At 43.5% G+C, this 21,578-nt stretch carries 17 protein-coding genes; 9 read left to right on the top strand and 8 right to left on the bottom strand.

The window, feature by feature from the left end; translation table 11 throughout:
- Nucleotides 1-71 precede the first annotated feature (71 nt).
- Nucleotides 72-2,852, bottom strand: a complete 2,781-nt coding sequence (gene glnE / locus M2R47_RS00390) for a bifunctional [glutamate--ammonia ligase]-adenylyl-L-tyrosine phosphorylase/[glutamate--ammonia-ligase] adenylyltransferase (RefSeq protein ID WP_249097436.1) — start codon at nucleotides 2,850-2,852, stop codon at nucleotides 72-74.
- 127 nt (nucleotides 2,853-2,979) lie between these two features.
- On the opposite strand from glnE, the gene tusD reads away from it, so the two are divergent.
- Genes tusD through M2R47_RS00375 form a run of 3 tightly spaced genes read left to right on the top strand, consistent with a single transcriptional unit; the run spans nucleotide 2,980 to nucleotide 4,039 of the window.
- Complete coding sequence (gene tusD, locus M2R47_RS00385) at nucleotides 2,980-3,360, top strand: sulfurtransferase complex subunit TusD (protein ID WP_249097434.1); 381 nt, start codon at nucleotides 2,980-2,982, stop codon at nucleotides 3,358-3,360.
- A 44-nt stretch (nucleotides 3,361-3,404) separates the two neighbouring features.
- Nucleotides 3,405-3,710, top strand: a complete 306-nt coding sequence (locus M2R47_RS00380; RefSeq protein ID WP_249097433.1) for a hypothetical protein — start codon at nucleotides 3,405-3,407, stop codon at nucleotides 3,708-3,710.
- On the top strand, nucleotides 3,710-4,039 hold the full coding sequence (locus M2R47_RS00375) for a TusE/DsrC/DsvC family sulfur relay protein (protein ID WP_418001163.1): 330 nt from the start codon (nucleotides 3,710-3,712) through the stop codon (nucleotides 4,037-4,039). Before M2R47_RS00380 ends, M2R47_RS00375 begins: the two co-directional genes overlap by 1 nt.
- Nucleotides 4,040-4,123: 84 nt before the next feature.
- Here M2R47_RS00375 and M2R47_RS00370 read toward each other — a convergent pair whose 3' ends face one another.
- The 3 genes from M2R47_RS00370 to M2R47_RS00360 all read right to left on the bottom strand — a co-directional run bounded on the left by M2R47_RS00370 (nucleotide 4,124) and on the right by M2R47_RS00360 (nucleotide 7,282).
- Nucleotides 4,124-5,662, bottom strand: a complete 1,539-nt coding sequence (locus tag M2R47_RS00370; RefSeq protein WP_249097431.1) for a carbon starvation CstA family protein — start codon at nucleotides 5,660-5,662, stop codon at nucleotides 4,124-4,126.
- 165 nt (nucleotides 5,663-5,827) lie between these two features.
- Entirely contained in the window at nucleotides 5,828-5,980 is a 153-nt protein-coding gene (locus M2R47_RS00365; protein ID WP_249097429.1) for a hypothetical protein, read from the bottom strand.
- Nucleotides 5,981-5,998: 18 nt separating this feature from the next.
- On the bottom strand, nucleotides 5,999-7,282 hold the full coding sequence (locus tag M2R47_RS00360; RefSeq protein WP_249097427.1) for an acetyl-CoA C-acetyltransferase: 1,284 nt from the start codon (nucleotides 7,280-7,282) through the stop codon (nucleotides 5,999-6,001).
- Between the two features lie 250 nt (nucleotides 7,283-7,532).
- Between M2R47_RS00360 and M2R47_RS00355 the strand changes: the two genes are divergently transcribed.
- From M2R47_RS00355 to hpt, 4 genes are read left to right on the top strand one after another with little or no spacing between them, the layout of a single operon-like run.
- Nucleotides 7,533-8,894 (top strand): 3-oxoacyl-ACP reductase, encoded by a 1,362-nt coding sequence (locus M2R47_RS00355; protein ID WP_249097425.1) that lies wholly within the window; start codon nucleotides 7,533-7,535, stop codon nucleotides 8,892-8,894.
- A 42-nt stretch (nucleotides 8,895-8,936) separates the two neighbouring features.
- Complete coding sequence (locus M2R47_RS00350) at nucleotides 8,937-9,812, top strand: MaoC family dehydratase (protein WP_249097423.1); 876 nt, start codon at nucleotides 8,937-8,939, stop codon at nucleotides 9,810-9,812.
- A 9-nt stretch (nucleotides 9,813-9,821) separates the two neighbouring features.
- Nucleotides 9,822-11,150, top strand: a complete 1,329-nt coding sequence (locus M2R47_RS00345; RefSeq protein ID WP_249097421.1) for a serine hydrolase domain-containing protein — start codon at nucleotides 9,822-9,824, stop codon at nucleotides 11,148-11,150.
- Between the two features lie 58 nt (nucleotides 11,151-11,208).
- The gene (hpt, locus tag M2R47_RS00340) at nucleotides 11,209-11,745 is read left to right on the top strand and encodes a hypoxanthine phosphoribosyltransferase (RefSeq protein WP_249097419.1); all 537 of its coding nucleotides are present in this window, start codon (nucleotides 11,209-11,211) and stop codon (nucleotides 11,743-11,745) included.
- Nucleotides 11,746-11,814: 69 nt separating this feature from the next.
- Here the strand turns inward: hpt and M2R47_RS00335 are convergent, their stop codons facing one another.
- A complete protein-coding gene (locus tag M2R47_RS00335) occupies nucleotides 11,815-12,345 on the bottom strand; it encodes a 4'-phosphopantetheinyl transferase family protein (RefSeq protein WP_249097417.1) in 531 nt (176 codons plus the stop codon).
- Between the two features lie 370 nt (nucleotides 12,346-12,715).
- On the opposite strand from M2R47_RS00335, the gene nth reads away from it, so the two are divergent.
- On the top strand, nucleotides 12,716-13,363 hold the full coding sequence (gene nth, locus M2R47_RS00330; protein WP_249097761.1) for an endonuclease III: 648 nt from the start codon (nucleotides 12,716-12,718) through the stop codon (nucleotides 13,361-13,363).
- 99 nt (nucleotides 13,364-13,462) lie between these two features.
- On the opposite strand, the gene M2R47_RS00325 is transcribed toward nth, so the two are convergent.
- Complete coding sequence (locus tag M2R47_RS00325) at nucleotides 13,463-15,097, bottom strand: BCCT family transporter (protein WP_249097760.1); 1,635 nt, start codon at nucleotides 15,095-15,097, stop codon at nucleotides 13,463-13,465.
- Between the two features lie 533 nt (nucleotides 15,098-15,630).
- On the opposite strand from M2R47_RS00325, the gene ilvD reads away from it, so the two are divergent.
- Nucleotides 15,631-17,526 (top strand): dihydroxy-acid dehydratase, encoded by a 1,896-nt coding sequence (ilvD, locus tag M2R47_RS00320; protein ID WP_249097414.1) that lies wholly within the window; start codon nucleotides 15,631-15,633, stop codon nucleotides 17,524-17,526.
- Nucleotides 17,527-17,688: 162 nt separating this feature from the next.
- Here ilvD and ttcA read toward each other — a convergent pair whose 3' ends face one another.
- Both ttcA and rlmKL read right to left on the bottom strand, forming a co-directional pair.
- Nucleotides 17,689-18,696: a tRNA 2-thiocytidine(32) synthetase TtcA gene (ttcA, locus tag M2R47_RS00315; protein ID WP_418001167.1), complete on the bottom strand. Its 1,008-nt coding sequence runs from the start codon at nucleotides 18,694-18,696 to the stop codon at nucleotides 17,689-17,691.
- A 113-nt stretch (nucleotides 18,697-18,809) separates the two neighbouring features.
- Nucleotides 18,810-21,536 (bottom strand): bifunctional 23S rRNA (guanine(2069)-N(7))-methyltransferase RlmK/23S rRNA (guanine(2445)-N(2))-methyltransferase RlmL, encoded by a 2,727-nt coding sequence (gene rlmKL / locus M2R47_RS00310; protein ID WP_418001162.1) that lies wholly within the window; start codon nucleotides 21,534-21,536, stop codon nucleotides 18,810-18,812.
- Nucleotides 21,537-21,578 lie beyond the last annotated feature (42 nt).

Raw genomic sequence — 21,578 nt, 5'->3', positions numbered from 1 at the left:
CAAAGCCAATCTACCACAACTCACCAAAAAGATGATTGTTAATGAGACTGCCAAGTAATCAAGCCAGCACCCTACCCAAAGACCGACTGCCACACTTGACATACGAACGCCCTACTGTCCTGCCAAGCCTCATCATCAACAATCGCTTTTTTGTCGGACAAAGCCAGTTCATGCGTTGCCTTGCGAAGCAGTAGATAGGTGTCTGTGAGCTTCTCACACCACACATCGCTTAACAAATCTGTTTTTGCCACCTCTTCAAAAATACGCACATTATCCGACCAAATGGCAAGATTGGGGTATTGGTGTGCATAAGCCAATACCAAAAACTGTGCCAAAAATTCAATATCCACCAAGCCGCCAAAGTCTTGTTTAAGATGAAACTGATGTGACTGATCACCTTGTGTGCCTAGATGGCTTTGCATCTTTTGACGCATTTGCTGAACATCGGTACGCACCTGCTCAATGTCTCGCCACTTAATCAGAACATCTTGGCGAATGTCATCAAAAGCAGACAGCACTGACGCATCGCCCGCAACCCCTCTTGCACGCACCAATGCTTGATGCTCCCATGCCCATGCTTTTTGAGTCTGATATCGTTCAAACGCTTGAACCGAGCCAATCATCACGCCAGCATTGCCCGATGGTCGCAGACGCATATCAAGCTCATACACCCTGCCATCTCTGGTTTGCGTGGTCAGATAGCTTAGAATCTTTTGCACCAAACGAGAAGCAAACTTCATGCCACTGACTGGCTTAGCACCATCTGTATCAGCTTGCTCATTGATGCTGTGTAAAAACACCACATCCAAATCGGACGCATAACTCATCTCAATGCCCCCAAGCTTACCATAGCCAATGATGGCAAAACCCATGTGTACATGACTGGCTCGCTCACCGTTTTGTCGTAATGGGTAACCATGCTTAGCAGCCAACTCATCAAAAGCACGATACAATGCCGATTCAAGCACCATTTCGGCAATGAAAGTCAAGCTGTCAGACACTTTCATGATATGGCGAAGCCCAAGTACATCTGCCGATGCCACTGCCAGAACTTGCGTTTTTTTAAATAACCGAATGGCGGCCAAATATCCTTCATCATCAAACCTCTCCACTCGAAGCAAACTTTGGCGTAAAATGTCAGCAAGCTCATCTTTATTTGGCAAATGCAGATAGCGCTTTTGTAGAAAATTATCAAGCAACATTGGATACAGTGCCAACTCTTGGGCAATCCAGCGACTGGCTGAGAGCATCGGCACCAAGGCGATGGTGGCGTTGGGATTTTCGGCAAGCATCACCAAATAAATGGATCTGCGACAGATTGATTCAAGCAGTGCAATCAATCTTGGTACAGCCAGATCTGCTTGTGCCACACCATCTTGTTTGGCATGTTCTAGTAAGGCATGCATGATGATGGGGTAAGCTGCATCCAAGCGAGATTTTGGCTCAGCTTCCAGACTTTTTACCAGCTTAGATCCATAAAATTCTTTTAGCAGCCGCACACTGTCATCATTTAGGCATTCTTGCAGTTCTTGCCAAGCACTTGTCATCTCTTTCATGTTTTGAGCAGGGCTTTGGCGGTCGGTAATCATTCTATCAAAAGGCACCGATACTCTTTGGCGATGCCCATCTAGTACTTGACGAAACTCTTCCAAACTCTCAAAATTCAGCACACTTGCGATTGCCAAAAGCTCCTGTTCGTCCTGTGGCAGTTTTTGAGTTTGCTCATCATGGCGTGCTTGAATGGCATGTTCAAGCCTTCGCAAGAACCGATAGGCATTTGCCAAGTCCATCGCCTCATCAGCATCCAAATACCCAAATCTCATCAAGGCAGTAATGCCATCCAAACAAGATAAGTTTTCACCCAATGCTGCTTGATGCCCACCATAAATCAGCATGAACGACTGCACGATGAATTCAATATCTCGAATCCCTCCCACGCCCAATTTAATATTATCCAAATCTTGACGCTGCGTCTGCTGTGCTACGATGAGTGATTTCATCTCTCGTAAAGCACCAAATGCACTATAATCAATGTAATATCGATACACGAAACTCTTACGCAAATCTGACAGCGTATCTAAAAATTCCTCACTAAGATCGTTCACCACACGCGCTTTAAGCCAGGCAAACCGCTCCCAAGTCCGTCCATGTTGGTTAAAATATTTTTCCAGGGCGGTCGCTGTCATCACCAATGGCGAACCATCACCCCAAGGACGCAAACGCATGTCCGCCCGAAAAACGAAGCCATCTGCCAGCACTTCATCAAGCAGGCGAATGATACCACGAGCCAAATGCGTCATGAATTTTTGATTTTCAATGCTTTTTTTGCCAAATTGACCAACATCTGTCTCACCCGCTCCTTTATGCACAAAAATCAAGTCAATATCACTTGACAAATTCAGCTCCATTGCCCCAAGCTTACCCATGGCAATTACCGCAAATTCATCTACCCGCTTTCTTCCATTGACCATCGTCATGGGCACACCGTAACGCTGTGTTAATCCATGATAAACATGATTTTTGACAAAACGAATGCACGCATTGGCAAAATCAGACAACTCTTGCATGAGCGTTTCAAGCGTTATCATGCCCAGTGCATCTTGCCATATCCAACGCACCATGAGTCGCTGACGCAGCTGCCGAAGTGTTGCCATGATTCTTTCATCATTCACTTGATCAACAAAGTCATCAATCAAGCGATCAAATCCTTGAGTAGTAAGACCACAGCCCAATGGATGATTTGTGATGAATGCTTGAATCTCTGCTGTTTTTTTCAGATAAATTGAATGCGCAAAGGGACTGGCAAGCTTTAATGTGTCAATTTGTATTTGAGTTGGAATAAACATGGTCATGGTAAGTCATTAAACCCATTTGGCATCATAAAATATTTTCTCATTTTACACCAAAATTTAGGCTATAATACGCATCATCAGATAATTTTTTATGTGATTTTTACCCATCATTGTGAGCAAAATCGCCATGCCTACCCTATTACTCATTACCAAAAATCCACACAGTCGCACAGCCAAAGACGCTGTGAATGTCGCAAGGCAGCTGCTTGATAATAAAGAGCAAGTGCGTGTATTTTTTTATGGTGATGGTGCTCATACCGCCAACCGTCTGATGTGGCAGACTGCAGATGTGATGAGTGTGAGTGATGCCTGGGTCATGCTTGCTGATGAATATTCACTTGACTTACCTGTCTGTGTCAGCACTGCTTTGGCTCGAGGAATAACAGACGCTGACAACGCCAAAAGACATGGCTTGGACGGCGAAAATCTGCGTAAGCCATTTCGTTTGGTAGGGCTTTCAGAACTTGCCTTGCAAATCAAAGATGACACCAAAGTCATGCAGTTTTGACAAAAAGCATCATTTTCAAGCGTTTTCACATTCTAGTTTTTACCATGAAATTTTTAATCACAATCCACTCAGACAGCGAATTGATTGCTTATGAAGCCATCGCACTGGGGCTGACCTTAGCAAGCTTTGATCATTTGGTACAATTTCATTTTACCAGTCAAAGCCATCTTGTATTAAATGATTGCCAAAGCCGTGCCCATGGCATGATTCAATCACTTGAACTGTACGACCTGCCAAAAGCATGGGCAAACTTTAAAGAGGGCGTGTCATTAGATGATGCCATTGTTAATGCCTTGACGATGGTAAAGGCGGTACAAACAGCAGATTTTGATGGAGTGTTGGAGTTTTGATGATGATAGACCCAAATGATTTGACGCTTGATAAAGATGGTCATCTTGAAGACCACACACTTTGGACACCACAAGCAGCACAGATTTTGGCGAATGATTTGGGCATAACGCTTGATGAGATACATTATCGCATTTTAGATGCGGTGCGTGATTTTTTTGATAAATATCACCACAGTCCCACGACACGCCCACTCATCAAACACCTAAAACAAACTCTACCAGATGATGACATTGACAATACCAAACTCCAACAGCTGTTCCAGACAGGCTTGGTCGCACGCCATGTCAATCGCATTGCAGGTCTTCCCAAGCCTGCCAATTGCTTATAATGCCCCATTTTAGCATCACCCACAAAATTAGCACTCATAAAAAATGCGAACCCAGACAGGCTCGCATTTTAATCTAAGCTAAGGTTAACCCTTGGCATTTGTTAATGCTTCTGGATCACCTGCGATGCTTTCACGCTTAACGAACAAGAAAAAAGCAATGGTAATGATGGCGGTTAATGCCGCACCGACATACAGCGATAGCGTATAATCAAGCTCAAAACCAATTTTGTTATAAGCTAAGAAAGTCGCACAAGCTGCTGTCATCACTACGGCAGGAATGGTACAAATCCAATGAAATTTATGATAGCGATACAGATAGCCTGCCGCCGTCCATAGCATGACCACAGCAACGGTTTGGTTTGCCCAACTAAAATAACGCCATAAGATTTGGAAATCAACCTTTGAAACAATAAAACCAATCACAAATAGCGGTATGGCAATCCATAGACGCTTTATTAAAGTACGCTGCTCAACATTCAAAAACTCTGCCACAATCAAGCGTGCTGCACGAAAAGCCGTATCACCTGATGTGATTGGCAACACCACAACACCAAGCACAGCAAAAACTCCCCCAATTGCCCCCAAATAGGCAATCGAGCTGTCATACACAACTTTTGATGGCGAACCTGCCACAATGGCTTCTTGTAGCGATACCAAATCTGGATAAAATGACAGACCAACAGTACACCAAATCAAGGCAATGATGCCTTCAGCAATCATCGCACCATAAAAAATGAAGCGACCTTCTGATTCATTCATGGCACATCTTGCCATCAATGGTGTTTGAGTGGCGTGAAAGCCTGATAACGCACCGCAAGTGATGGTTAATAAGAGCAATGGCCAAATCGGCAAATCGCCTTTTGGTTGTAAATTTTGAAAGAATGACTCAACAGATAAACCGCCCATACTGCCATAAAAATAACTTTGAGCACTGCCCAGCTCATTCATGACCAAACCATAAGTCATGCCCAATGACATGAATAACAACAACCCACCAAAAATTGGATAAATACGCCCAATAATCTTGTCAATCGGCAACAAGGTGGCGATGATATAGTACGCAAAAATGATGGTCGTCCATATGATAATGACGCCCTCTTTAGTCATACCAAAGACAGTACCACTGGCAACATTTGTTGTCTTTGTACCAAAGGCATCCATGGTAATTGAGCTAAGTAGTTGAGCTGGACTGGCGACGAATACCACCCCCACCAGCACAAGCAGAACCACCGCCAAGATGTTAATAAAATGCTTTGGCAACACACCCAAATACTTACCCGTCAGATAAGGCATGCTGGCACCGCTATTACGCACAGACAGCATGCCGCACATATAGTCATGCACCGCACCAGCAAAAATACAACCAACGACAATCCACAACATGGCAACAGGACCGTATAACGCACCTAAAATTGGACCAAAAATCGGTCCTGTGCCTGCGATATTAAGCAGTTGAATGAGCCAAATCTTGCCTTTTGACATCGGCACATAGTCCACACCATCACTCATCGTGTATGCAGGCGTGTCTCGATTTGGATTGATGACGAAAATTTTTTCAACAACCTTGCCATACACAAAGTAGCCGACAAGCAAAACGACAACACAGAAAAAGAACCATAACATGAGCAGTCTTCCTACAACCTATAATAAGAACATCACCTACACATCACTCATAAACACACATTGATGATGCGATGATTTGATAACATACCGAAAAAATGTACAAATGTAAAGCAAAAAATTAACAAAATACATACAATATTACTAGGAAGTATCATTCTTAGTATATTATCTTGAATGCACTGACACATTCATTAAAATCCGACCAAAATGCTCCTTTTTGATGTGCTTGTCAGTCATCGGTGTGTGGCCAGATATGGCAATGATCAGCCAATATTTTTTATGTAAAGGACAGGCAAATACTTTTCTCATCATTACCATATTAGCAGCCATTAACGATTAACGCTCCAAAATACAAGTAACACCCTGACCACCTGCCGCACAAATCGAAATGAGAGCACGCCCTGAACCTTTTTGTGCCAAAAGTTTGGCAGCAGTAGCAAGAATGCGGCCACCAGTAGCGGCAAATGGATGACCTGCAGCAAGACTTGAACCATTGACATTAAGTTTTGACAAATCTATTGACCCCAACGGTGCGTCCAGCCCTAGGCGAGTTTGGCAGAATTTTTCATCTTCCCAAGCAGCCAAAGTGGATAAAACTTGCGATGCAAAAGCCTCATGAATTTCATAAAAATCAAAATCTTGCAATGTCAGCCCTGCTCTTTTTAGCATCTTTGGTACTGCATAGGCAGGTGCCATGAGTAAGCCCTCAGTAATCCCCTGCTTACCAATAAAATCCACTGCAGCAGTTTGCTGATGGGTCAAATACGCCAACGGTTCATAGCCATGTTGCTCTGCCCACTCCTCACTCGATAGTAGCACGCATGACGCACCATCAGTCAATGGTGTTGAGTTGGCAGCGGTCATCGTAGGGTTGGCGTTTTTTTTGCCAAATACTGGCTTTAAAGTAGCAAGTTTTTCAAGCGTGGCATCAGTACGTAAAGTATTATCACGATCAAGTCCTTTGTAAGGAGTAATCAAATCATCAAAAAAACCCTCCTCATAAGCACGAGCCAAGTTTTGATGGCTGGCATAAGCAAGCGCGTCTTGGTCGGCACGAGTGATGCCCCACTCTAAGGCAGTGATGGCTTGATGCTCACCCATGGATAGGCGTGTGCGAGGCTCACTGTTTTTAGGCAACGACAACAATTTTTTTGGATTGATGGTACTCAAAGCAGTCAGTTTTGCTTTGATATCCCTGGCGTTATTAAGTCGCAACAATGGCTTTCTAATACCCTCCCCCAAAGCAATCGGAGCATCCGAAGTGGTGTCTGTACCACCTGCAATGCCGCTATCGATAACTCCCAAAGCAATTTTGTTCGCTACCGCCAAAGCTGCTTGTAGTCCTGTGCCGCACGCCTGCGAGATGTCATAGGCTGGCGTCGTCGCACTAAGCTGTGTGTTTAGCACAGCTTCACGAGTCAAATTAAGATCACGGCTGTGCTTGAGTACCGTGCCTGCCACCACCTCGCCAATTTCTTTATCAGCAAGCTGGTAACGCATTACCAAGCCATCAAGTGCAGCACTAAGCATGTCGCCATTACTGGCATCTGCATACACACCATTAGAGCGAGCAAAAGGAATGCGATTACCGCCCAAAATGGCAACTTTTTTAATACTCATGAATTCTCCTTGGGTATTAGCTACCGGTAGTTTTTTGATTGATTGGTCGTTAGCTTAGCATTATTTGACGAAAAACACCAAAAATGATGTCTTTTGTAACAAAAATGTGGAGGAAATACACAATTTAATCCACCATCTGCCCATAAAAACTACGACAAACGCATGGTAACACGGATTTTTTATGTTAGAATGTCATTATTATCCAATCATTCAAATTTTTCAATTAAAAACACCAAAAAAGGATACAATCATGAGTGACCGTTACGGTGAATTGGTACAATCTACAATCGGTAAAAAAGTCGCTAAAAACCTAGGCTTGCCAATGCCCATCAATCTTGATCGTTATGAATTGGGTCAGCCAGTGATTCGTGGCGAAGTGGCTTTAGGCTGGGCAGCTGACGATGATGGCACGGTGCTCAATGCGGTGCAAGGATTACTGAATGATCTGGATGCAAAAATCACCACCGTTGAGCATTTGAAAACAAGATTGGCAGATGATCACGCCAAATTTAAAGTTGCGATTTTTGACGCCACCAACATCAAAGATGTCGACGGTCTTAAAGCGGTGTATGAATTTTTCCACAAACTTGCTCGTCGCATGAAGTCATCTGGTCGCATTCTCATCATCGCACGCCCTGAATGCTGCACAGGTGATGACATTGGCTTTGCATTGGCACAGCGTGCTTTATTAGGCTTCATCAAATCTGTGGCCAAGGAATTTAAAAGAGGCATCACTGCCAACATACTATACACACAAGTTGGTGCCGAGTCCCATCTTGAGCATGCGTTAAGATTCTTCTTATCTGCCAAATCTGCTTATATTTCAGGTCAACCCATCACCATTAAAAAAGCCAAAGAACTTGAATCAACGGACTTTGACTACGCCAAACCGCTACAAGGACGAAAAATTTTGGTTACTGGTGCTGCTCGTGGCATCGGTGCTGCAGTCGCAAAAGTCTTGGCTCGTGATGGTGCCATTTTATATTGCTTAGATGTGCCACAAAATTTGGCAGAACTACAAAAAGTCGCTGGTGATTTGGGTGGACATGCCCTACCCTTAGACATCACTCAAAATGATGCCGCCGAGCAAATCATCAACGCCTGTGGCACACTTGATGGCATCGTGCATAATGCTGGGATTACTCGTGATAAGACGCTGGCAAACATGACTGAGGACAAGTGGAATGCGGTGATGAGCATTAACTTAAAAGCCATTCACACCATTAACGACCATTTAATCAAGCACGACGGATTAAGCGACACAGCACGCATTGTATGCGTTTCATCAATCTCTGGCATTGCAGGCAATTTAGGTCAGACCAATTATGCCATGAGTAAAGCGGGCGTGATTGGGTTGGTAGAAGCCACTGCCAAATCTTTTTTGGACACTCATCGAACCATTAATGCAGTCGCACCAGGTTTTATCGAAACCAAAATGACAGATCAAATTCCATTTGCCGTCAGAGAAGCTGGAAGACGCATGAACTCAATGAGCCAAGGTGGTAGACCCATTGATGTGGCAGAGACCATCTCTTGGTTATTATCCATTAAAGCTGGTGGTCTTAATGGGAATGTTGTGCGAGTCTGCGGTCAAAGCTTACTCGGCGCATAGCAATCAGCATCACATTTCATTAACAAATCATATAGGTATCGTATGGCAGAACAACATTTTAAAGAATTGCCAAAAATGCACACCACTTATGCCAATGTCATCAAAAGCCTCATTCCTATTGGAGACAATAAGGCGAATGAGTTGCCAAATTCTGTGTATCAAGTGGATCATCTTGCGATTGATGAGCACAATCTAAGAGAGTATCGCAAAATATGTGGCTTCATTAATGATGGTCGCATACCCCCTACTTATTATGCCGTACTGTCTCAAACCTTACAGATGAACATGATGGCAAAACCCGACTTTCCTTTTGCAATGCTAGGTCTTGTACATCTTGAAAACAGCGTAACACAGCATCGCATCATCTATGACAGTGAGTCGGTAACGCTTTCAGTACGCCTATCAAATCTGCGATCTCATGATAAAGGTCAACAGTTTGATTTCATCACCACCGCCAGCATTGATGGAGAATTGGTTTGGGAAGGCGTCTCCACCTATCTGTCTCGTCAAAAAAAGAAAGTCAGCGAACCTAAAGTAAGGAAGGCTGAAGATCCCGTCCCACGCCTTGAACCAGATGATAATGGCTGGGCCGAATTGATTAACATTCCAGAGGATATCGGTCGCCGATATGCGTTCATCTCTGGGGATTTTAATCTGATTCACCTACACCCCTTATCCGCTCGTGCTTTTGGCTTTCCTAGGGCGATTGCACATGGCATGTGGTCAAAAGCAGCAAGCATTGCTCAATTTCACGATTTGCCCAAATCTTATCGAGTAGATGTCTCATTTAAGACACCGATTTTTTTGCCATCAAAGATTGATTTTGTGGCACGCCAAGAAGAAGGTGGTCGCAGTTTTGCACTGTATGCTGCTGGCACAAACAAGCCACATCTACAAGGTCGCATTACCTTCATGTGATCTGATCGCATGAACCATAAAAAAACCGAATTGATTTTCAGCATTTATGACACACTGTTTAATAACAAAAAAGGCAACGCAATGGCTTGGCAAGATTTTCACACAGTGCTAGAACAGCTACAATTTGACGACTCTGTTGCAGGCGGTGCCTTGGTCATCTATAAAGATGGAAAACAGACAGTTAATACCGCCATTGGCAATGCCACCTCCGACTTAGCTTGGTCTGGTAGGACACTGTCAGTCAATTTTTCTATTGGCAAGGGGGTGATGGCCACTTTGGTGGCAATACTGGTGTCAAAAGGCATCTTAGATTATGATAAACCGATTGGTCATTATTGGAAAGCTTTCGCCAATAACGGCAAACACAACATCACCCTAAGGCATGTCCTAACTCACACATCAGGATTGTTTAACATCACAACTTTAACGCAATCGATTGATGATTTGACCGATTGGCAAATCATGGGGGATTTGGTGGCGAACATGACCACAGATACCCCAAAAGGTCAAGAAATTCATGGCTATGCCAGTGCATACAGTGCGCTCGTCTCTGGTTGGATCATCGGTCATGTGATAGAGAGAGTAACAGATGAAAGCTTGCAGATGGTGCTTGATTGTCATCTTGCCAAACCCTTAGGTCTGATGGGTCAGATGTTTTATGAATTGCCTAGCGAAAAATGCCATCAAGTCGCAAGACCTGTTCGATATTTTAATGGCATGCCCAACAACAAACGCAAGCCCACTTTAAAGCCTGACACGCCCGAAATACTCAAGACATTAGCCAATTTACCCACCACCGCCCTATGGAAAAATGCACTCAAAGATACCGATATCACCACCGCAAATATCAATCGCCTATATTTTGATACCTCTAAGATGAACCTGACAAACTACAAAAACGCTTTGATGCCCAATGGTCGTGATGGCGTGGAGTATTATAGCCAAGCAGTCATGACTGCTAAGATTCCTGCGGCCAATGGCGTGTCGACCGCACAAGCATTGGCTTGTATGTATGCCATGCATGCCAATGGTGGCGTATGGCAAGAGCAAGTGCTGATCAATCCCAATGTGATGAATGACTTGCGTCGCATTCAAGTTGATGGTTTTGATGCCGTCATGCCTGCCAACATGCGTTGGCGAACAGGGTTTCATCGCCTATTTAGCCTGCAAAACACCCCAAACGCTTATGGTCATATGGGCTATAATGGCTCAGTGGCGTTTTGCGATCCAGACCGTCATCTGTCATTTGCATTCATTCACAACTTTGACACCACCATGCTTAATGATGTTCGTCAGTTTGCTTTGTCCGAGATGGTGCTGTCAGGTGCTTTTGAATAAAACTTGCCAATCTCATCGCAATACATTACAATAGCCATTTTTTTAAATAAGACGCATCATGAGCACACAGTCCACCTTAAATGTTATGATCTCAGCCGATGAAATTACTGATAAAGTGAAAGAGCTGGGAGATGCCATCAACAATCATTACGCCGCCAGCGATAAAGACTTGATTTTGGTTGGACTGCTTCGTGGATCGGTGCTTTTTATGGCAGATTTGTGCCGCACCATCGACAAGCCGCACGAATTGGATTTCATGACCGTATCAAGCTACATCAACAAAACAACCATATCTAGCGGCGATGTCAAGATTTTAAAGGATTTGGACAGTGAAATCGCAGGTAAAGATGTTTTGATTGTTGAAGACATCATTGATTCTGGTCGCACTCTATCAAAAGTAGTCGAAATTCTACAAACTCGCAATCCTAATTCCATAGAAATTTGCACATTAGTCAGCAAGCCATCTCGTCGTGAAATTGACATGGAAGTGAGATTTTTAGGGTTTGAGGTTGAAGATCGTTTCATCGTTGGCTATGGCTTGGACTATGACCAAAAATACCGCCATCTACCATTCATCGGAGAGATTGGTTTGTGATGGTCTGATGGCATCATGCAGGCGTCTTTTAAAGTCATCAACAAAAGATGCCTATTTTTATGGCAAAAATTACCCATTAACATGATGATAAAATTCCCATGGCTGCCAATCACCCTCGTAGGCAATCGTCATCACATGCCCATCAATCATCACGCATTCAAAACGATAGCACCCAATGAGTTGATGATAAAGCTCTCCTTGGTGATCGTTAATGAACACAGCGTTCAGTTCATTTAAGGGAAGTCGAATGCCCAACCCATTTGCTTTTAGCACCGCCTCTTTAATCGTCCAAATTTTAAGCCACCATTGTTGATTTTTATGAGTCTGTTGCCATAAAGCCTGTTCATCTGCATGAAAAAACCGCTTTGCCAAACTCTCAAAGTTTGCCCGTCGATTCAAGTTTTCAATATCCACACCAAGATTACGCACCGATGTTGAAAATGCCAGAGCATATCCATCATCGGTATGTGATTGATTAAAAGCAAGCCGACTGTTAGTAATGATTGGCTTACCATTTTTCTGCTTGCCATACATGGGGATTGACATGCCCTTTTGTTGGCAAAATGCACTTAATATCTCATGGCGATGTTCGTGAATCATGGGTCTTGCAAGCAGCCTATTCAGACGCCCAGCATTCGACAGCCTCTTAAAAAAAATATGAATCATGCGTCAATTTTTAGAACAATTTAAAGCACCAAGCTAATTTAAAAAACCTCTCATTATACCCAAAGATTTTAAGAATTCCAGCCCATGCCAATGCGGTTCTTGGTATTGATGCTTTTTTGACATTTTCACCAACTCTCTTCTTATCAACTCTCTTTTGGTTTCATTTTTTTTGTACTAAGCCATGCTATAATAAGCGTCATTCTATCTAGCCATGTCCAGCCATTTTGCCATGACCAAAAAAACAGCTTCCAACAAAACAAAACCAAAAGTCAGTAAAACTGCTGACACGCCAGCCTCTCGTGCGATGAATGAGGATAAGCGTTTGGCGTTTTTTGAAAAATTGTCTAAGCACATCACCAATCCTGTTACCGAACTTAATTATTCTAGCGACTTTGAACTGCTCATCGCAGTCATGCTATCAGCCCAAGCTACTGATAAAAGTGTCAATATCGCCACGCAAAAACTATTTTCCGTTGCCAATACGCCGCAGGACATGTTGGATTTAGGTATTGACAAACTTAAACAATACATCAGTAGCATCGGACTGTACAATTCCAAAGCCATCAATATAATAAAAACCTGCGAAAGCCTACTCAAAGACCATGATGGAAAAGTACCCAGAACCAGAGATGCGTTGGAAAAACTCGCTGGCGTGGGCAGAAAGACTGCCAATGTTGTACTCAACACCGCATTTGGCGAACCTGTCATGGCGGTGGACACACACATTTTTCGCGTGAGCAATCGCACTGGGCTTGCCACAGGCAAGACTGTTTTGGCTGTTGAGAAAGCATTGATGAGACGCATTCCAAAAGAATTTTTGGTTGATGCCCATCATTATCTCATTTTACACGGTCGCTATACCTGCATGGCAAGGAATCCTAAGTGTGGGTCGTGTGTGGTTTTTGATGAATGTATGTTTAAAGACAAATATGATTGGGCGGATTTGGCATGACAAATCCCTTACCCAGATGTTTCCTCGAATCGTTTTTTTGAAAGGCTATAAAAAGGTCAGATGACAATCCGACCTTTAGCTCATCAAACAAGTTTGTGCCTATGGCTTATCCGCATCTGTTGGCGGCGGTCCTGGTAGCAGATGTTCATCCACCATCTCATTGGCACTATTATGCTCGGCCGACTCTTCTGTGATGTACCATTGGGTATTACGATACAATGTCAAACGATCTCGTCCCAAAGCACGAATCAAGCAATACATCATCACAAAAATCACGAAAGCAAAAGGCAGTCCAGCGACAATCGCTGCTGCTTGTAGAGCAGACAATCCTCCAGCTGCCATCAAGATGGCGGCAATCACACCTTCGGAAGTTACCCAAAAAAATCTTTGTACCTTTGGCGGATTGGTATTACCACCAGCAGTGAGCATGTCCACAACCAAACTTGCCGAATCCGCCGATGTAACAAACCACAGCACAATCATCAACAAGATCACCACCACCAAACCTTGCGTGAATGGGTAGTATTCAATGAATTTAAAAATGGCACTGCCTGTATCATTCAACACCGCCATTGACAGACCATAATCACCCATCAGCTCCATATGTATGGCAACACCCCCAAAGGTCGTAAACCATAAAAACAATAACAACATCGGTACAAAAAGCACCCCAAAAATGAACTCACGAATCGTACGACCACGAGAAATGCGGGCAATAAAAATACCAACAAATGGCGACCAACTCACCCACCATGCCCAGTAAAATATTGTCCAAGAAGCCTGCCAGTCGCTATTCATATAGGCTTCATTCCAAAGACCCAGTGTGATGAGATCACCTGCATAATTACCCACATTTTCCACAAAGCTGTCTAAAATGAACTGGGTAGGGCCTGCAATGATCATGAACGCCAACAACACCAGCGTACCAACGATGGTAATGTCGCTTAGTCTCTTAACCCCTTTATCCAGCCCTGCCATGACAGAAAACGCTGCACATGCCGTAATACCTGCAATCAAAGCCACTTTAAAAACCAAGCTTGGTTCAATGCCAAACAATTGACCAAGACCAGTTTCAAGCTGCATGACGCCTAAGCCCAGACTGGTTACCACACCAAACATCGTGCCAAACACCGCTAAGATGTCTACTGCATGACCCCAGCGACCATAGATATTTTTACCGATGATGGGAAATAATACCGAACGAATGGATAATGGCAAGCCACGACGATAATGAAAATACGCCAATGCTAAGGCTACTAACGCATATACCGCCCAAGCATGCAAGCCCCAATGCAAGAATGATATCTGCATTGCCTGCTTGGCACTCTCTACCGTACTTGGTTCACCCATTGGTGGCCGTACAAAATGGTACAATGGTTCAGCCGTACCCCAGTACAAAAGACCGATACCAATACCCGCCGAAAACAGCATGCCAATCCATGAGCCAAAGCCATACTCAGGTGTTTCAGTCTGAGCACCCAAACGAATGTCGCCATAGCGACTAAGTGCCACATACACGCACAACACAAGTGCCACATTCATCAAAATGATGAATAAAAAGCCAAAATGTTTGGTAATCATGGCTTGCAAATCACCGAACAACTGCCCTGCCAGCTCTGCAAAAAGCGAACCAAATATCATAAAAATGACGATGAGCATCATTGAGACGATGAATACAGGGCGGCTGACTTTAGGAAATATTAAAAATGGCCTGATGGGAAGACCATCTTCCATCACTGCTTGCTCTTTTTTGAGCCGCCTTTCGTTGGCAGCAGTCTTGTCGTTTTTCATAATCACTCCATTTATTATAAAAATATCCATTTAAAATTATTCAAAAACACTCTTAAAATCACTCGTAAATTCAAACATTCAAATGCTATTTTTATAATAATACTTAAATCAAATTTAATAAATACTAACAATATTAGCAATTTCACTTTATCAAACTCACACAATTTTTGCAAATTTGCAGGGAATAATACCGATCAATTTGCCATTATTTTAAAATTAACTGATTGTATTTCATGGTTTTTTTGATTTGTTCATAATTTTGTAACAAAATATGGGGCAATCATCAAAAACTCATTCAGCTGTCCTTTTTTGGTCATTGATAAAATATGAGACCTTCCATTGTCAACGGGCAATTTTTTGTGAAATTTTACAATCAATGATGGTACAATAGCCACTTTAACAATTTACTCACACACCAAAAAAAACATCAGCAAGCCATCTTTTTTGGCGTCGCATTGATAACAACAGGATTTATTATGCCCACTTATCGCTCAAAAACATCCACTGCAGGTCGAAACATGGCAGGAGCTCGTGCTTTATGGCGTGCCACAGGCATGACAGATGATGATTTTAATAAGCCAATCATTGCCATTGCCAATTCATTCACGCAGTTTGTGCCTGGTCATGTTCATTTAAAAGATTTGGGTCAGCTGGTCGCTCGTGAAATCGAAAAGTCTGGTGGTGTAGCCAAAGAATTTAATACCATTGCTGTCGATGATGGCATCGCCATGGGTCATGGGGGCATGCTGTACAGTTTGCCAAGTCGTGATCTGATTGCTGACAGTGTGGAATATATGGTTAATGCTCATTGTGCAGATGCCTTGGTGTGCATCTCCAACTGTGATAAGATCACCCCTGGCATGCTGATGGCAGCCATGCGTCTTAACATTCCTACCATATTTGTCTCTGGTGGCCCAATGGAAGCAGGCAAAGTATTGGCAAGCACTTTGGTAGATGGTCATCACACCCACGAAAACACGGTGCATGAAGGCAGAGTCATACGCAAGCTGGATTTGGTAGATGCCATGATTGATGCAGCAGACAGCTTGATTAGTGATGAAGATGTCGCACAGGTTGAACGCTCAGCATGTCCAACTTGTGGTTCATGCTCAGGCATGTTTACCGCCAACTCGATGAATTGCCTGACTGAAGCATTAGGCTTGTCATTGCCAGGAAATGGCTCTTTGCTTGCCACGCATGCCAAGCGTAGAGAGTTGTTTTTACAAGCAGGTCGTAAGATTGTTGAGCTTGCTCGTCGCTATTATGAACAAGATGATCATGCCATTCTACCACGCAACATCGCAACCAAAGCTGCTTTTGAAAATGCCATGAGTCTTGATATTGCCATGGGTGGTTCAACCAACACCATTTTACACTTATTGGCGGCGGCACATGAAGCAGATGTGGATTTTAAAATGGCAGATATTGACCGTTTAAGTCGTCAAATCCCCTGCCTATCCAAGGTAGCCCCAGCCACTCAAAAGTATCACATGGAAGATGTGCATCGTGCTGGTGGTGTGATTGGCATTTTGGCAGAGCTTGACCGAGCAGGACTGCTAAACACCCAAGTCTCAACCGTACACGCCCCCACCTTAAAAGACGCACTTGCCAAATGGGACATCATGAATCCTGATAATTTAGATGCTCGCAATCTGTACATCGCTGCTCCTGGAGGCGTACGCACCACCAAAGCTTTTAGTCAAGATCGTCAATGGTCAAACTTAGATACCAACCGTGAATCTGGCTGTATTCGCAGCAAAGAGTTTGCCTATTCTCAAGATGGTGGCTTGGCGGTATTGTTCGGTAACATTGCTGAGCGTGGTTGCGTGGTCAAAACCGCAGGCGTTGATGAAAGCATTTTAACATTCACAGGGCGTGCCAGAGTGCTTGAAAGCCAAGATGCGGCGGTTGAGGCCATCTTAAATGATGAGATTGTCGCAGGTGATGTGGTTGTGATTCGCTATGAAGGACCAAAAGGCGGTCCTGGCATGCAAGAAATGCTTTACCCAACCAGCTATTTAAAGTCAAAAGGCTTAGGCAAGGTCTGTGCGTTGCTCACAGACGGACGATTTAGCGGTGGCACTTCTGGGTTGTCTATTGGACACGCAAGCCCAGAAGCAGCAGAAGGTGGCAACATTGCCTTAATAGAAGAATTTGACACCATCATCATCGACATTCCAAACCGATCCATTCACCTTGATGTCTCCAATGATGAGCTTGCCAAACGCCGTGAAGCAATGAATGCAAAAGGTAAGAAGGCGTGGAAGCCTGTCAATCGTGAACGCCAAATCAGCCAAGCCCTACGAGCCTATGCAGCACTGACAACAAGTGCCGATACAGGAGCAGTACGAGACATCAGCCAAGTAGAATGAAACGAAATCAATAAAACTGGGTGTTTTGCCCAGTTTTTATCATCAGCTTGACTGGTGGTTGCTTCATTGGCTGATTGTTGCCAGTTTGGACAAAGTACACAGTCGCCTTATATTTGAGGCATCACCAATCATATTAAAGTCTAAGACACTTTATCACAGTAATCACAGTATGGGATTAATGACGGGGATTTTTTTGTCTTCTTTTTTGGTGAATTTTGGATTAAAGGTTTGTACTTGGGGATTGGTTGGCAATCCAATATCTGCCAGCTTATCCGCCACGCCGACTTGGATATGATCACCTTCAAACAGACGCTCATCATCATTACGCTCAATGCTAAGGTTGTCAAAATCAAACAACTCACGATCGGCAAGCTGGCTTGGGGCGACATTTTGTAATGCCTTAAACATACTGGCCAAACGCTTTGGGTGTGCCTGATCCCACTCTCTTAGCATGTCATTAATCATGGCTCGTTGCAAATTTTCTTGACTGCCACACAAATTGCAAGGAATGATTGGGAATTTTTTGTAATTGGCATATTTAATGATGTCTTTTTCGGCAACATAAGCCAATGGGCGAATCAGCACATTTTGCTTATCATCAGACAACAGCTTTGGCGGCATGGCTTTTAAACTGCCCCCATGAAACAAATTTAAAAAGAAGGTTGCTAAAATGTCATCACGATGATGACCAAGTGCTATTTTGGTAGCACCGATTTGTTTGGCAAATCCGTACAGTGAGCCACGACGCAGACGAGAGCAGGCTGAACAGTAGGTTTTGCCCTCTGGGACGACTTGTTTGACGATACTATAAGTGTCTTTTTCTAAAATATAGTATGGAATGCCTTGTTCAGACAGATATTTTGGCAAGACTTCTTCAGGAAATCCTGGCTGTTTTTGGTCAAGATTGACTGCCACGACCTCAAAGTTGATCGGTGCAATGCGTTTTAAGAACAGTAAAATATCCAGCAAAGTAAAGCTGTCTTTACCGCCAGAGATACATACCATCACCACATCGCCATCTTCAATCATCTTAAAATCACGAATCGCCCACGATACTTCTTTACGAAGCTTTTTTTGGAGCTTTTTAAAGCGAGTGGATTTGATGCCATCATCAAAATCATGCCCCTCATCATCGATTTGCATGTACTCATCATCAAAAAAAGCCTGCATGATTTCTGACTCATCTTGATTTAACAACTGATTTTCATTAATTATCATGGTCATTTCTCTTTAAAATTCATCTCACAACCCATCATAATGCTTTGGCACATCATGAAATCTGACTAAGATTTTGATTTAATGCTGTATTTTTTGGGTTGATTGACTGTCTCATCTTCAACGATCACAGCAATAAGCTCGCCATTGACTTTATCATAGCGTACTTTTTGTGTTGGTCGCTTGGCAGCACGACTCTCAAAGTCTTTTTTGTCAAAATCATTGAGGTGGTTACCAGCTTTGGTGTCGCGGATTTTTTTTGAATCACCGCTACTTGCCCCATGTGATTTTTGAGTGCGATTCTGATTGTTTTTAGTCATCGACTGCTGGGCAAAAGGAGGGTTTTTAAGATTCTTGCGGTGCTTTTTCACACCACGCCCATCACTTGTTTCATGCACGGCATCATCAGCAAAGTCTACCACAGCTCCACCACTCAAAGCATTCTTATGGCGAATCTCATAGCTGCGATGAATTGGCTTTTTCACATCAAAGTCAAATCCAATGGTTTTATGGGTAATTTCTACCACTTGATACCGCTGCATCAGTACCTCATCAAGCTCAAAGCGGGTGTAGTTATTGCTAAAATACAAGACACCATCTGGCATCAGTCGGTTCATGGCACGATTAATGAGTGCCACATGATCTCGTTGCACATCAAAAGTCCCTTTGAATTTTTTTGAATTTGAGAAGGTCGGTGGATCAATGAAAATCACTTCATACTTCTTTGTATTCTCCTTGATCCATTCAAAAACATCAGAAGCAATGAACTGATATTTTAGCTCATCTTGGAAAATGGCCGTTAAATCCAGACCATTTAAAGCAAAATTCTGACGACCCCAGTCTAAATAATTGGCAGATAAATCCACGCTTGTTACCGTCTTTGCTCCTGCCATCGCTGCATGCACACTGGCCGTACAAGTATAAGAAAACAGATTCAGTACTCGCTTGCCACGGCTTGCTTTTGCGACGATTTGACGCATGTTTCGATGATCAATGAACAAACCTGTATCCAAGTAATCAGTGAAATTGACATAAAGATACGCCCCATGTTCACGCATGGCATACATTTTTTTGCGTCTGGCATCAGCATTTGGGTTTTTGGTGTATTGTTCGTTTCCCGACTGTCTGGCACGAGTTTTGATGAACACACTCTCACGAAACACCCCCAAAACTTCACGCACGCCATTAAGCACTAAATTAAAACGCGCCTTAGCAATATCTGCTGAAATCTTTTTTGGTGGTGCATATTCTTGCACATGCACTTTATCGCCATAGATGTCAATCGCCACATTATAATTTGGCAAATCAGCATCATAGACCCGCAGATTGGTAACCCCCTCGGCTTTGGCAAGTTTTTTTAGATGGGATAGGTTTTTTTGTAAGCGATTGATGAAATCTTGGCTTTGTTCATTGATAACCTCATGCCTTTCAAAGCACTCCAAAATACCAGTTTGACTTGACAGAGCCATCTCACCATGACGAAAATACACTGTCAATGCACCGTTATGACAACGCAAAGTCTGGGGATTGATGATTGGCAAGGTATCCACATGTTCAACATGACTGCCCAACACCGCCAAGTCCGCTCGCTGCACGCCTGCAAGCCTAAAACCATCTGCAGCAGAAAGCCCCAAGCCATGATACAAAGGTTGAATAAAATCACCGTCGCCTAAGCGTTCGCCATAAGGAGGGTTGGTAATCAACAAAGGACGCTTAGCAGTGATGGTGGCAAGCGTGTCTTTTAGATGGGATAATGGCTTTTGTTGTAGAGTGATTTTTGGAATGATGGGTGCCAGTCCAGACGCCAGCAAGTTTTGATGGCAAGCTTGGATCGCTGTCGCATCAGCATCACAGGCAATAACTGTCGGCATGATGTCAGCCAAGCCAGCCACATTCTCATGAAAACGCTCACTGGCAGCAGCAACCTTGTCTTGCCATAGCTGATCGTCATGATGTTTCCAGCGATAAAAACCAAACTCACTGGTCGTTCTGTCCAAACCAGCTGGATAATCAGCACGCATGAGCAATGCTTCAGTAATGAAAGTTCCTGAACCACACATTGGATCAATCAAAGCATCGTGGCAACCAGTATGCCAACCACACTCATACAACAATGCCGCCGCCAAATTTTCTTTTAATGGTGCGGCTGTATTCACCACACGATAACCTCGGCGATGCAAGCTACTGCCTGACAAATCTAAAAAAAGTTCGGCAAATTGCTGTGTGGCCGCTGCGAATATGTGCAAGTCTGGATTTTTTGAGACATTGGGGCGTGCACTTAATTTTTTATTAAAAACATCAGCAATCGCATCTTTGATACGCAAGGTCGCAAACTGCTGATTGACCGTCAGGCGTTTGTCGGTAGATAAGCGAATGGCAAAGCTATCATCAAGCCCAAAAATCTTAGTCCAGTCATAGCCAGCAGCGAAACGATACAGGGCCTCTGGCACATCTTCATCAATCATCTGAGTGTCTATTGTGCGAGTAACGGCTTGTCCTTGATCATTTTTAAAGATCTGATTGGTAACCGCCTGTCTTTGTTTAAAATGATAAGTGCCAATCGGCAAAAGCACACGGCTAGCCACACGGCTGTACAAACAGATGTGATAGAAATTTGCAAGATTGACCGTAACCAAAACACGGCCAGTACGCACAATCTCACCTTGCAAGCCAAAAGTATCAAGCTCAATCAATAAGGCATGCTCAAGTCCATCAGCACAAGTGATGACAAGATCAAAGGCATTAACATCAAACTGATGAAAAGGATCAATTAATACAGAGGGGATATTCATCATAAAAAAATTTTAAACTTTGGTTGAGTCTGTCTATATACAGAA

The organism is Moraxella oculi (assembly GCF_023336735.1).
Lineage (GTDB): Bacteria > Pseudomonadota > Gammaproteobacteria > Pseudomonadales > Moraxellaceae > Moraxella > Moraxella oculi.
This window is presented reverse-complemented; position numbering and strand designations above follow the sequence as displayed.

Excerpts from the sequence above, each read along its gene's own strand:
- glnE (WP_249097436.1), bottom strand. The coding sequence starts at position 2,852 with ATGACCATGTTTATTCCAACTCAAATACAAATTGACACATTAAAGCTT.
- tusD (WP_249097434.1), top strand. The coding sequence starts at position 2,980 with ATGCCTACCCTATTACTCATTACCAAAAATCCACACAGTCGCACAGCC.
- M2R47_RS00380 (WP_249097433.1), top strand. The coding sequence starts at position 3,405 with ATGAAATTTTTAATCACAATCCACTCAGACAGCGAATTGATTGCTTAT.
- M2R47_RS00375 (WP_418001163.1), top strand. The coding sequence starts at position 3,710 with ATGATGATAGACCCAAATGATTTGACGCTTGATAAAGATGGTCATCTT.
- M2R47_RS00370 (WP_249097431.1), bottom strand. The coding sequence starts at position 5,662 with ATGTTATGGTTCTTTTTCTGTGTTGTCGTTTTGCTTGTCGGCTACTTT.
- M2R47_RS00365 (WP_249097429.1), bottom strand. The coding sequence starts at position 5,980 with ATGGTAATGATGAGAAAAGTATTTGCCTGTCCTTTACATAAAAAATAT.
- M2R47_RS00360 (WP_249097427.1), bottom strand. The coding sequence starts at position 7,282 with ATGAGTATTAAAAAAGTTGCCATTTTGGGCGGTAATCGCATTCCTTTT.
- M2R47_RS00355 (WP_249097425.1), top strand. The coding sequence starts at position 7,533 with ATGAGTGACCGTTACGGTGAATTGGTACAATCTACAATCGGTAAAAAA.
- M2R47_RS00350 (WP_249097423.1), top strand. The coding sequence starts at position 8,937 with ATGGCAGAACAACATTTTAAAGAATTGCCAAAAATGCACACCACTTAT.
- M2R47_RS00345 (WP_249097421.1), top strand. The coding sequence starts at position 9,822 with ATGAACCATAAAAAAACCGAATTGATTTTCAGCATTTATGACACACTG.
- hpt (WP_249097419.1), top strand. The coding sequence starts at position 11,209 with ATGAGCACACAGTCCACCTTAAATGTTATGATCTCAGCCGATGAAATT.
- M2R47_RS00335 (WP_249097417.1), bottom strand. The coding sequence starts at position 12,345 with ATGATTCACGAACATCGCCATGAGATATTAAGTGCATTTTGCCAACAA.
- nth (WP_249097761.1), top strand. The coding sequence starts at position 12,716 with ATGAATGAGGATAAGCGTTTGGCGTTTTTTGAAAAATTGTCTAAGCAC.
- M2R47_RS00325 (WP_249097760.1), bottom strand. The coding sequence starts at position 15,097 with ATGGAAGATGGTCTTCCCATCAGGCCATTTTTAATATTTCCTAAAGTC.
- ilvD (WP_249097414.1), top strand. The coding sequence starts at position 15,631 with ATGCCCACTTATCGCTCAAAAACATCCACTGCAGGTCGAAACATGGCA.
- ttcA (WP_418001167.1), bottom strand. The coding sequence starts at position 18,696 with ATGCAGGCTTTTTTTGATGATGAGTACATGCAAATCGATGATGAGGGG.
- rlmKL (WP_418001162.1), bottom strand. The coding sequence starts at position 21,536 with ATGATGAATATCCCCTCTGTATTAATTGATCCTTTTCATCAGTTTGAT.